The organism is Faecalibacterium sp. i21-0019-B1, assembly GCF_042852915.1.
Lineage (GTDB): Bacteria > Bacillota > Clostridia > Oscillospirales > Ruminococcaceae > Faecalibacterium > Faecalibacterium taiwanense.
The window spans coordinates 2,728,688-2,740,423 of the sequence record NZ_AP031425.1 but is presented as its reverse complement, the minus strand read 5'-3'; the positions used below and the strand labels follow the sequence as shown (position 1 = coordinate 2,740,423).

The window sequence follows — 11,736 nt, the reverse complement described above, 5'->3', positions numbered from 1 at the left end:
CGGTGACCTTTATCCGGGTGTTCTGCGTAAATCTGTTGGATCGACACAGAAATTTTCTCGCTTTCGAGTTCGTGCCGACTTTTTGGATGGTTCAGCCATTTGTAATAGGATGAACGTGCAATATGTACGAGCGGGCACAAATCCTGAATGGAGTATTCTTTCTCTTCATGCAGGATTTTTACTGTCTGGTATCGAATCAGAAGTCTGGTTAGGCTCAACGATTCCCCCTCTCCAGCTCTTGCAATTTTTTTAGCACGTCATTCTCCATCTGTGCTAAATAGAGCTGACGCTTCAATGTGGCAACTTCTAACTTAAGCTGTTCCTCTTCTGTCTGCGGAGCGTAATCTTTCTTGTGCCGGCCACGGTGATCTTTTAAAGCTGCTTCTCCTTTTTCTTTGTATTTCTTGACCCATGTATAGATTTTCTGATAACCGACCTTGTACTTTTTCACTATCTCTCCGTAATTGTACCCTTTTTCAATGCACTCTCTTACAAGTGCGATTCGTTCCTCGTAGGTAGTACTTCTCCCTTTGGTCATACGGCTGCCTCCTGTATAGCTCTTTAATTCCGTATGACTATTATACATCTTTATCCAGTTTCGCAACTGCCGATCTGACAAAATCCCATATTTTTTGCAGACCGTATCTAGCGTTTTCTGCCCCTTTAGATATTCTCCTACCGCTTGATATTTTAATTCGGATGAGTAGTGATGGTTTTTTCTTGACATGAAAATACCCCCAGAGTATTCAGAGTTTTTGTTTTTACTCTGTCTACTCTAGGGGTAGCATATCATTTCTGCACACCGGCTTTATGTGAATTATTATTGTACAAATCACGACCTTATCCCTTTACTGGGCAGACAACGGGAAGGCTTTTCTCTATCTGCAAAATCGACGCCTGTTGATTATTTATGATAGGAACGGTTATTCCGGAAGAAATAATCGTTCAGCAGGTTGATGTCCTGCTGGTTCAGGATTGGAGAGATGCGTAGCATGTCGATCTCCGTGGCAAAGGGGATGGCTGTTGTTGCAAGGATCAGTTCCACCGGTAAAGAGGAGGCCGTTAGCATCTTTTCCAGCTGATAGGCCGGGCATGTTCCAAGAAAATCGATCTCTCGAGAAAAGTAGTGCCGCAGTTTTAGACGAAGCAGATCAGCATAGCTGGCGCTGTCCACGATTACTAGCGTGCGTTTACGCTGAGGAGTCTCATCCATTGCAACAACCAGCCGCACTGCCAGGCGAGACACTTCGTTTTCCAGCAGATGATAGCCCATGATTTCTTGTGCAATCGGGATGATACGACAGGCAACTTCATAGGCAAACGGATAATTTTGCCTGATTTCTGAAACCAGCATGGAACGTTTGCGGAAGGTAAGATGATGGTAGGTCAGCATGGCAAAAATATGATCTTGCAGCGTAGGATTACTGCGGAAATCGAAGCCGTATTCCTTCTGGATCGTATCAAAAAAACGCTGCGATACTGCACTCATCTGCTGATTGTGGGATTCCAGCATGGCAGGCGAATGAAGAAACCGTTTATACCGAAGCTGCTGGAACATACAGATACGATCCATGTTGGTAAGCGTGATGCCGAACAGTGATTCTATTTCCTGAAACGGCAGCGGTATCTCCATGTATTCCAACTCCAGGTTAGAGGTCAGCTCATGGCCGGCCAGTTTTCGCTGAAAAAACAAAAAGTATTCCATTGCCAGCAATGTCATACTGATTCCGGTCACTACAAGTCCCTGCTCCAGAAGGGCATCTATCAGAAGATAGTACAGTTTGTCCAGCATACCATGCTGAGCATAAAACCGATTAATGGTTTTGTGCAGACAGTCCATGAATTGCATTTGGTAGTAAAGAAGGATTCCGGAGATCAGCCGCCGGATGCACTGTTCTTCCCCCTGTAGAATGATTCCATTTTTGCGTGAGATTTTCAGCGAGATACCGTTCACTGCGTTAATCAAATCCATCATGGAGTGAATATCGCGAGAGATAGTCGTTTTGGAGGTATACAGCTCGTTGGCAAGGGTGTCCATGGTCAGATAGTCCTCGGCGGTTAGCAGACGGAAGTAAAGATAAATCTCCCGTTCCTCGGCAAGCGTTGGCAGACTATTTGGAACATTGCTCGGGATCTGTTGTGTCAATAGCGTCCGATCCTGACGGCTTAACCAGTAACCGCTGCGGGGCGACGAATGAATCGTGATGGAAAGCTCCTCCAGATATTCGTTGATGATTCGCATTTCTGTACGCAGTGTCCGGGTGGAGATTCCGAGCGATGCAGCAATCTCACTGCCAAATACCGGTTTGTCATGTCCGGTCAGATATTTTAGGATCAATTCCTGACGGTTTGTCAGCACAACGACCACCTCCTCCTGAGCAATGCTAACAAAAACGTTTCAAAATGTCAACATCATTTCCGCACAAAGCGGAAAAAGAAAGAATGGCATTTGGGGCAAACTCCTTTTATACTGAATACACAACAAATGAACTCCGCAGCAGAAAGGAAGACCTTTTATGAAAAATTTTCCGAGTGACTTTTTGTGGGGCGGTGCTACTGCCGCCTGCCAGTGTGAAGGAGCCTGGCAGGAAGGTGGACGCGGCCTGTCAGTAGGTGATATGAAACCGTATCGTCCGCAATACAAGCGTACCGATTTGGAAAAGCAGCGAACTATGAACAGTGAGATTCTGAAAAAGGCTCACGAGGAAAAAGGATACGGGATTTATCCAAAACGATATGGCATCGATTTCTACCACAGGTTCAGGGAGGATATTGCCCTGTTTGCCGAACTCGGACTGAAAAGCTTCCGAATGTCAATTGCATGGACAAGAATTTTTCCAAACGGTAATGAGACTGAGCCGAATGAAGAAGGCTTACGATTTTACGATGAAGTATTTGATGAGTTGAAAAAATACGGAATCGAACCAATGGTTACTATGAACCATTACGATACCCCGCTTTATCTGATTGAGCACGAGGATGGGTGGAAAAATCCCAAAATGCTGGATTACTGGGAGCGGTACGTCCGTACCATTATGACCCGGTATAAAGGCAAGGTGAAATACTGGCTGCCGTTCAATGAAATCAATGCTATCCTGTTTATCCATTATATGGGGGCTGGCCTGCTGACCGATGTGGAAGGCGATCATATGGAGCAGTCTAAATACCAGATTGCACACAATCAGATCGTAGCAAATGCACTGGCCTGCAAGATCGGACGCGAGATTGATCCGGATGCTCAGTTCGGCTGTATGATTGCACGTTTTACCATGTATCCCGCAACATGCCGTCCGGAGGATGTCATGCAGTGTACACTGGATGAAAACTATGACAACTACTATTTTACGGACTGCCTGTTGCGGGGAGAGATCCCGGCCTACATGGAACGTTTCTATGAAGAAAAGGGCCTGCACATTGCAGTGACGGAAAAAAACCGGAAGATTCTGCGGGAGGGTATTGCCGATTGGGTCGGTTATTCTTACTATCAGTCCTCAATCGATAGCGCAGACAAGGAAAATATGGAGCAGACCAACTCTAACCTGATCACAGCCGTCAAGAACCCCTATCTGGAGTCCAGCGAATGGGGCTGGCAGAAGGACCCCATTGGTCTGCGCTATTCGCTGAACCAGATGTATGACCGGTATCATAAACCGATTTTCATTCTGGAAAATGGCCTGGATGCCGTTGACAAGTTGGAGGCGGACGGAAGCATCCATGACCCGTACCGCATTGATTATCTGGCCTCTCATATTGCACAGCTCAAGGAAGCTGTGCGGGATGGAGTGGATGTGCGCGGATATTATATGTGGGGTATAATCGACCTGATCTCTTCCGGAACACACGAGATGAGCAAGCGTTATGGTGTGATCTACGTGGATCAGGATGACTATGGAAAAGGAACTCTGCGACGTTCAAAAAAAGATTCCTTTTCATGGTATCAAAAATGTATTCGGTCAAATGGAGACGATTTGACAAGATAAAAAAGAAAAGGAGCATTATTCAATGGCGAACTATTCAAAAATGGCAAGTGAGATCATTGCCTGTGTAGGCGGAAAAGAAAACATCCGGGATTTGTTTCACTGCGCTACTAGATTGAGATTTTCTCTGGTCGATGAATCTAAGGCAGATCAGGAAAAGATCAAAAAGATTGATGGAGTATGGGGTTGTGCCAGCAAGATCGGGCAGCTGCAAATTATCATCGGGCAGACTGTTCCAGATGTTTATGCTGAGGTCTGTAACCAGACCGGCATTACTGCCAAAGCTGCCGTAGCAGATGACGAAAATACCCGCGAAGATCAGAAAAAGAGTCACCATAATATTCTGACGAAGTTCATGGACTTTATGACAGCATGCTTTAATCCGCTGATCCCTGCATTGGCCGGCGCAGGTGTGCTAAAAGGACTGCTTACCCTCGCAAGTACATACCAGTGGATTGATAATACGACTGGCATGTACGCCGTGTACAACGCTGCCGGTGATGCCGTATTCTATTTCCTTCCGTTCCTGCTGGCGGTTACCGCAGCCAAAAAGCTGAAAACAAGCGAACCTCTGGCCGCCGTGCTGGCTGGCATCCTGATGTACCCCAATATTTTGAACAACGCTGGCACCGCCAGTACGTTCTTTGGCATCCCGTTCACAATGGTCAAATACTCCAGCTCCGTTCTTCCGATCCTGATGAGTGTCTTTATCATGAGCTATGTATATAAGTGGCTCACGAAAGTTGTCCCTGATTTTCTGCGTGTTGTGTTTGTACCTCTGGGCACTCTGATTGTCATGGCACCTGTTGTACTGGTAGTCCTCGGGCCAATCGGCTACTACTTCGGCATCTATGTGGGCGAAGGCATCAAATTCCTGTTTGAGGTATCGCCGTTGCTCGCCGGTGTCATTGTTGGCGGCACAAGACAGTTTGTTGTCTTTGCAGGAATGCATATGAGCCTTGCACCTATCATGATCAACAATATCGGCACACTAGGTTATGATATGATTGGACCGGTCAACTGCGTTGCTACGATGGCTTGCGCAGGCATGTGCTTTGGCACATTCCTGAAGGCAAAGAAAGCTGAAAACAAGGCCAGCGTTGGTTCTGCATTCATTTCTGCATTCATCGGCATTACAGAGCCTGCTCTGTACGGCGTTGGTTTCCGCTTCAAAAAACCACTGATTGGTGCCGTTGTTGGCGGTGCTGTGGCTGGCGGTTTTGTTGCAGCCGCTGGTGGCAAGGCTGTTTCCTACGCAATGCCATCCATCATCTCTCTGCCTGCATACACAGGTACGATTCCTGTGATGCTGACTGGCCTGGCAATTGCATTTGTTGTATCGGCCATTGTTTCCTATGCAGTCGGTTTGGACGAGGAAATTGCAAAGGATGAGCGCACACTGGCTGCCGAAAAAAAGAATGTCAAACTGGGCAAGCGGAAGTAACGCTCAAGCCGGATGAACAAGTCTGAAAAGGAAGGTATCGTCATGCAAAAGGGGTTTCCGAAAAATTTTCTATGGGGTGGTGCAACAGCTGCTTCACAGGTAGAAGGTGGCTGGAATGCAGGTGGAAGAGGAGTGGACACGCAAGATTGTCGTCCCAACAATGCAGGCCTGACCCGTGCCCAGCGCAACAGCTGGGAAAACAAACAGATGACCAGCGAAAAATTTGAAAAGGCGCTAACCTGTCAGGACGAGGGTGATTATCCTTTCCGATGGGGTTCCCGTCAATACGACCACTATAAGGAAGATGTTGCCCTGTTTGCCGAAATGGGCATGAAGGTCTACCGGATGTCGGTAAGCTGGTCGCGCCTGTTTCCAAACGGAGATGACCCGACCCCCAATCCTGAGGGGCTGGCCTATTACCGGGCCGTATTTGAAGAGTGCAAGAAATACGGCATTAAAATTTTTGTAACAATGCTGCATTATGCTATCCCGGTACATCTGGTAAATGAATATGGTGGCTGGAAAAATCGCAAACTGGTCGAGTTCTATTGCCGCTACGCCCGTGCCCTGTTTGAAAATTACGGTGATATCGTAGACTATTGGCTGCCATTTAACGAGATCAATGCAGGACGGTTCAACCCGTATAATGGCTGCGGACTGATCAAAGATCGCGAAAAGAACTATGACCAGGCTGTACAGCAAGCGCTCCATCATCAGTTTGTGGCAAATGCACTGACGGTAAAAATGGCGCATGAAATGCTTCCGGGTAGTAAAGTCGGTTGCATGATTGCCCGCTTCTGCTACTATCCCGCTACTTGTCGCCCGGAAGACGTGATGCAGCAAATTCATGACGAACAGTATACCAACTGGTATTTCACGGATGTAATGGCGCGCGGCTATTATCCGGAATACATTCTGAACTATTTTGAACGGAAAAACATCCAGATTCAGATGGAGCCGGGCGATGAAGAGCTGCTCCGCAAATACACGGTTGATTTTATTTCCTGTTCCTACTACTTCACTCAGATCTCTACCACGGATACCGCATGGGAAAAGACAGACGGCAATCTGATCATTGCCAGCAAAAATCCTTATTTGGAATCCAGTGAATGGGGCTGGCAGAAGGATGCTCTCGGTCTGCGCATTACGCTGAACCAGATGTACGACCGCTATCATAAGCCGCTCTTCATTGCTGAAAATGGCCTTGGTGCAGTTGATAAAGTTGAAGCGGACGGAAGCATTCACGACCCGTACCGCATTGACTACCTTCGGGATCATATCCGCTGTATGAAGGATGCTATCGTAGAGGATGGCGTTGACCTGTTTGGTTATACGATGTGGGGCATCATCGATCTCGTATCCTGTGGTTCCATTGAGATGAGCAAGCGTTACGGCGTGATTTATGTGGACTGCGATGACTGGGGGCATGGCACCTTCGAGCGCAAAAAGAAAGACAGCTTTGAGTGGTATAAAAAGTGCATCCTGTCCAATGGCGAGGATCTTGGTGAATGAATATTGTCTGCAAAAAGCCTTATCTGATCTCCGGGCTTCGAGAAGCATTTCCCGAGGACCAGATTTTGGAAGAGAATCTTGAACAGGCGGATATCCTGATCTCAGAACCAAAGAATCTGCATCCACAGCTTCTGGAACTTATGCCGGCGCTGAAGCTTGTACTTGGTTCCAGAGCAGGCTATGACGTTGCCGATCTCGGCTATCTGAAATCCAGAGGCATCGCATTCTGCAATGCAAGAGGATTGTACTCAGTTCCTATTGCAGAAGATATCGTCTGCAAAATTCTGACATTTTCCACGAATGCCTGGCTGTACACCGAACAGAAAGCACGACGAATCTATCAAGCAACAGCTGAGCGCCGCTGTCTAAGCAGCCTGACCATTGGTTTTCTGGGAACCGGCTCCATCGCCAGTGAAGCAGCCAAACGTCTGGACCGCTTCGGGTGCAGGGTCATCGGATATAAGCACACAAAAGTTGACACGCTCCCATGGTTCCACGCACTGTACTATGGAGAAACCGGGCTGAAGACAGTCCTGGAACAGAGCGATATCGTAGTTGTTGCAGTCGATCTCAATGCTGGAACAAAACATCTGCTTAATGCGCAGACAATTCAGTGGATGCGAAAAGGTTCTGCTCTGATCAACATTGCAAGAGGCGGTGTAGTCGAGGAAGCTGCTTTGATCCAGGCACTGCGCAGTGGAAAACTGGGCTATGCTGGGTTGGATGTGTTTGAAACTGAGCCATTGCCAGCAGATTCCCCTCTATGGAACCTGCCGCAGGCAGTGATCACCCCACACGCCGCCGGCCTGTGCTATGAAAACCACGCCATGCTGGAACAACTTGTGATTGAAAATATCCAGAATTATAAAGCCGGGAGGCCTCTGCATAATCAAATCTTGTAAGAAGCTGCCTGCACATGGAAAATGATGATTCCTTAAAAAGTCTGCACGGATGATTTTTCGTTGCACCATGTAAAAAATCAGGCTTTTTCTGTTTTCTCTCTTTGCGGAAATATGCGACTGACAGATAGCATATTTCCGCAAGGGGAGTCTTTGTTTGTGTTATTGCCAGAATCCGTTTGGGGGAATTTATCGCTCAACAAGTATTTTATCATAGGGGACTTTTTATGGCTGAAAATCGTAGAAAATGCATTGACGCTTCTGTTATTTTCAGGTATGATAAAGAAGTCGTTCTATTAACAAAATGTGAATTGCCAAGAAAGAAGGAACATCATGAACTATGGCCTCCTGAGTCTGCTGCCGCCTGTTGTTGCGGTCATTCTCGCCATCTGGAGTAAAAATGTTATCCTTTCGCTGTTTTGCGGCGGCTTTGTGGGTGCAATGATCTTCTGCGGCGGAAACCCATTTGCAGCAGTACATTCAATGATCGGTGATTATTTTTTTATTCAGCTTACAGATTCCTATAATACTGCGACAGAACTCGTGAAGAAGCGGAAAGATGCATATAAAACAGCAGAGGATATGCTGATGGTTCTGGATGAGGATAATGAATTATCCCCGGAAAGAGTGGAAGAAATCATTGCCGATATGCAGGCTCAGGATATCTGAGACGAGTACGTAGGCGTGACAATGTTTGTTCTTCGGCAGGGGATTTGATAAAACGACGTACCACCGCAAACCCTAATGCTCTGCAATTTTGGCACCCGCTCAGGCTGCGATCAAGAATCCCCGCAAGTAATGGCGTAAGGGCTTGAACCGACACAAATAACACAAATAAAGCATAACAAATACCCCTCGGTTTCCTGCTACGGAAGCCGAGGGGTGTTTTGCGTATTAAGGGTGGAACGAATGCGCACCGTGATTTTATTCTGCCTTCAGGCGGAGCAAGGTGCCGGACTTTTCAATGCGGTAAAAGTCTGCGCTGCCGTCCACGCCGAAGTGCTTTTGCCGCATCCGCTGCTCTGCACGATCCGGCTCGACCACCACAAGGCAGTCGTACTGGCTGAGCAGGTTTTCCAGGGTATAATTTACCAGCATGGACACCAGCCGCGCCCCAACGGTGGCCGCGGCAATGCGATGAAAAAGCCCGGCGGCTCCGTAAGGAACTGCCGGGCTTTTACGATGAAGAAGAAGTTTTATTCGGGTCCCCGCCGAAAAGGCTGCGAGGGCTGGACAGGACAGGCCACCGGTGCATCCGGTGCAAACTGCAGGTATTCCCGCGGGGCAATGCCCAGCAGACCGGCCAGCAGGCCAAAGCGCTTTTGCTCCAGTGCACAGTTGAGCCGGGTGACGGAATCGTTGTAGATCAGGCTGCTGGTATAGACCATCCGGCTGTAGCAGTTGGCCGCTTCCATGCAGCGCTGGTAGGCGGGGTCTGCTTTCAGGGAAGGGTGGCTCTTGGCCGCAACGGTGATGTAGGACATGGCCTGTGCAAGATGCTGCTCCTGTTCCAGCACCTGCGCCGGTGTGGACAGGGCATTGATGGAGGGCGGCAGCAGCACCAGCTGGGCCGAAAGGCCGTGGGTGCGGGCCAGTTCCAGCAGGGCTTCCAAAGCACGGAAGCGGGAAGAAAGCTGCAGGCCGATCTGGTTCATGGCAGTGTTGACATTCTCGTTCAGCTCGCTGAGACGGCGGCGGACATAGCTGAGCCAGACCACGGCCAGCAAAATGACCGGGATGAGCAGAAATGCCATAGAAGACCCTCCCTGAAAAAATAAGCTCAGGCGGCAGTAGAACCGTCTGAGCTTACTATAGCGCAAAAGCAGTGCCGACTGGTGCAATTGGCACGAGTCGCCCATAAAATGCATTGAATCGACCTTTTACAGAGAGATGCGCAGCACAAACTGGTCCTGCTGCTGCGAAAAGCTGTACATGCCGCCATACTGCTCCACAATGGCGCAGATGCTGCGCACGCCAAGGCCGTGGCCGGGCTGGCTGGTGGTGGGGATGCCCTCGGCACAGAACTGCACCGGGAAGCTGCAGGAGTTTGCGATCTGTAAAAACAGTCTGCCGTCCTTTTGGTAGGCGGTAGTCTCCACAACAGCGGGCTTTCCAGCCTCGCGCTGGCGCTGCCCGGCGTGCAGGGCATTTTCCAGCGCGTTGGAAAGCAGCACACACAGGTCGCTGTCCGGCAAAGGCAGCACCAGAGGGATGGCGGCATGCACCCGGAAGTCGATGCCGCTGTTCTGCGCGCGGGTTGCAAAGGCCGAGAGAATGAGGTTTGCGGCCTCATTTTCACAGTAGACGTTCACCTTGCTGGCTTCGATCTCTGTGCACACGCTGTGGATGTATTCCTGCGCGGCTTCGGCACGGCCATTTTCGATGCAGGCGGAAATGTACTGTAAATGATGGCGCAGGTCGTGGCGGTAGGTGCTGGCCTTGCGCTGGCTTTCCCGCAGGGCATCGATCTCGCGCACAGCCTGCGCTACCTGCAGGTTCAGGCTGTTCTGGGTCTGCTCCAGCTGGCTGCGCAGCTTCTGCTCCTGTGTGGTCTGCAGCACAAAGACCAGATAGGCCAGACTACACACAAAGGGCATGAACTCCACTGCAGCCTGATTGCCGCTGGAGAGCAGATCGGTATAAATGCGGGTAAAGTAGTCAAAGACATAGCTCAGCAGCGGGATCACGCCGAACTGCAGCTGCAGCTTGAGCGAAGAGTGCGACAGCGCGCGCACCGAAGGCGCGATCCAGTGCACCAGTGCCAGCAGCAGCGGCAGGGTGACGACCAGCTCGGTGGCATCCTGCAGCGCGGTGCCGCCTGTCGGGAACAGCGCAATGACCAGCAGTGCGGCCCAGCGCCGCAGCTGGCAGCACAGGTAGGCTGTCAGCACGGCGATCAGTGACCAGAGCACCTTGCGGGTCATGGCGGCCAGCAGTATGACCAGCGGCAGGTGGGTAATGACCGGGTAGAGATACCGGGCAAAGCTGGTGCTCCACCGCAGGCTCACAACGCCCTGCAGCGCCAGCATCAGCACGGTGCATCCCGCAAGCAGGAGCTTGCGCTGGCGGGTCCATTCCAGCTCACAGAACGCGGCGGACAGCACGATGCCGAAAATACCCACCGAGGTAAGGTTGCACAGCGAAAGCGCATCTGCAAAGGGTGTGCTCATATCATCACCTGCTTTCGGCGGAAGGCATATTCCAGATACTGCCGCCGGATCTCCGCGGACTTGCCGTGCGGAATGGGGATCTGCGCAAGGTTTGTCAGGGTAACGGCGCGGGTGGAGATGTTCTGGATATACTCCATATTTACAAGGAAAGAGCGGTGCGTGCGCAGAAAGCTCTCGTGAGGGATCAGCTGGCGGGCCAGTTCGTCCATGCTGCCGGTGCTTTCCAGCACGGTGCCGTCCACCAGATGGAACAGCAGGGTGCGGCCCAGCACTTCACAGTAGAGCAGCTGGTCCAGATCGATGCGGGAGATGCCGGTCTTGCAGCGCAGGATCAGGCTGCGCTGGTCGGCGCGGCGGCACTCGGCGATCACCGAATCCGTCAGACGGAAAAAGCTGTCCTCCCAGATGGGCTTGATCTGGTAGAAATAGGCACCCACCACATAGGATTCCACTGCAAACTCGGCGGAAGAAGTGAGAAAGATGATCTTGACGACGTTATCGTACTGCCGGATCTCCTTGGCGGCGGTAATGCCGTTTTCGGCCGGCATGATGACATCCAGAAACAGGATATCGTACCGGGTGCCCTTTTCGATCTCGGCCAGCAGATCCAGCGGGCTGTGAAAGGCTGTGCACTGGATCTGGACACAGCGCTGGGCGCGATATTTTTCCAGCAGGGCAGAGAGCTGGTCCAGAACTGTTTGGTCATCGTCGCAGAAGGCGATCTGGATCATAAC

Annotated in this window: 11 protein-coding genes; 5 read left to right on the top strand and 6 right to left on the bottom strand. The window is 50.2% G+C overall.

Translation table 11 applies throughout. The annotated features are described in order from the left end of the window. Window positions 1-214 precede the first annotated feature (214 nt). Window positions 215-727 (bottom strand): transposase, encoded by a 513-nt coding sequence (locus ACGHP1_RS13580; RefSeq protein ID WP_390509671.1) that lies wholly within the window; start codon window positions 725-727, stop codon window positions 215-217. A 177-nt stretch (window positions 728-904) separates the two neighbouring features. Beyond that, entirely contained in the window at window positions 905-2,359 is a 1,455-nt protein-coding gene (locus ACGHP1_RS13575) for a BglG family transcription antiterminator (RefSeq protein WP_390509669.1), read from the bottom strand. Between the two features lie 157 nt (window positions 2,360-2,516). On the opposite strand from ACGHP1_RS13575, the gene ACGHP1_RS13570 reads away from it, so the two are divergent. The 5 genes from ACGHP1_RS13570 (at window position 2,517) to ACGHP1_RS13550 (ending at window position 8,501) form a co-directional block, all read left to right on the top strand. Next, window positions 2,517-3,980, top strand: coding sequence for a glycoside hydrolase family 1 protein (locus ACGHP1_RS13570; RefSeq protein ID WP_390509668.1), 1,464 nt, complete (start codon window positions 2,517-2,519; stop codon window positions 3,978-3,980). A 22-nt stretch (window positions 3,981-4,002) separates the two neighbouring features. Further along, entirely contained in the window at window positions 4,003-5,421 is a 1,419-nt protein-coding gene (locus ACGHP1_RS13565) for a PTS transporter subunit EIIC (RefSeq protein WP_390509667.1), read from the top strand. Window positions 5,422-5,433: 12 nt separating this feature from the next. After that, the gene (locus tag ACGHP1_RS13560) at window positions 5,434-6,933 is read left to right on the top strand and encodes a family 1 glycosylhydrolase (RefSeq protein WP_390509666.1); all 1,500 of its coding nucleotides are present in this window, start codon (window positions 5,434-5,436) and stop codon (window positions 6,931-6,933) included. Continuing rightward, the gene (locus ACGHP1_RS13555) at window positions 6,930-7,835 is read left to right on the top strand and encodes a D-2-hydroxyacid dehydrogenase (protein WP_390509664.1); all 906 of its coding nucleotides are present in this window, start codon (window positions 6,930-6,932) and stop codon (window positions 7,833-7,835) included. Before ACGHP1_RS13560 ends, ACGHP1_RS13555 begins: the two co-directional genes overlap by 4 nt. 330 nt (window positions 7,836-8,165) lie before the next feature. Next, window positions 8,166-8,501, top strand: coding sequence for a hypothetical protein (locus ACGHP1_RS13550; protein WP_390509663.1), 336 nt, complete (start codon window positions 8,166-8,168; stop codon window positions 8,499-8,501). Window positions 8,502-8,756: 255 nt separating this feature from the next. Here the strand turns inward: ACGHP1_RS13550 and ACGHP1_RS13545 are convergent, their stop codons facing one another. From ACGHP1_RS13545 to ACGHP1_RS13530, 4 genes are all read right to left on the bottom strand, one after another. Then, window positions 8,757-8,930 (bottom strand): hypothetical protein, encoded by a 174-nt coding sequence (locus tag ACGHP1_RS13545; protein ID WP_390509662.1) that lies wholly within the window; start codon window positions 8,928-8,930, stop codon window positions 8,757-8,759. Window positions 8,931-9,028: 98 nt separating this feature from the next. After that, on the bottom strand, window positions 9,029-9,586 hold the full coding sequence (locus tag ACGHP1_RS13540) for a LemA family protein (protein ID WP_390509661.1): 558 nt from the start codon (window positions 9,584-9,586) through the stop codon (window positions 9,029-9,031). A 126-nt stretch (window positions 9,587-9,712) separates the two neighbouring features. After that, window positions 9,713-11,002, bottom strand: a complete 1,290-nt coding sequence (locus ACGHP1_RS13535) for a sensor histidine kinase (protein WP_390509660.1) — start codon at window positions 11,000-11,002, stop codon at window positions 9,713-9,715. Further along, the gene (locus ACGHP1_RS13530) at window positions 10,999-11,733 is read right to left on the bottom strand and encodes a LytR/AlgR family response regulator transcription factor (protein ID WP_390509659.1); all 735 of its coding nucleotides are present in this window, start codon (window positions 11,731-11,733) and stop codon (window positions 10,999-11,001) included. Before ACGHP1_RS13530 ends, ACGHP1_RS13535 begins: the two co-directional genes overlap by 4 nt. Window positions 11,734-11,736: the final 3 nt, after the last annotated feature.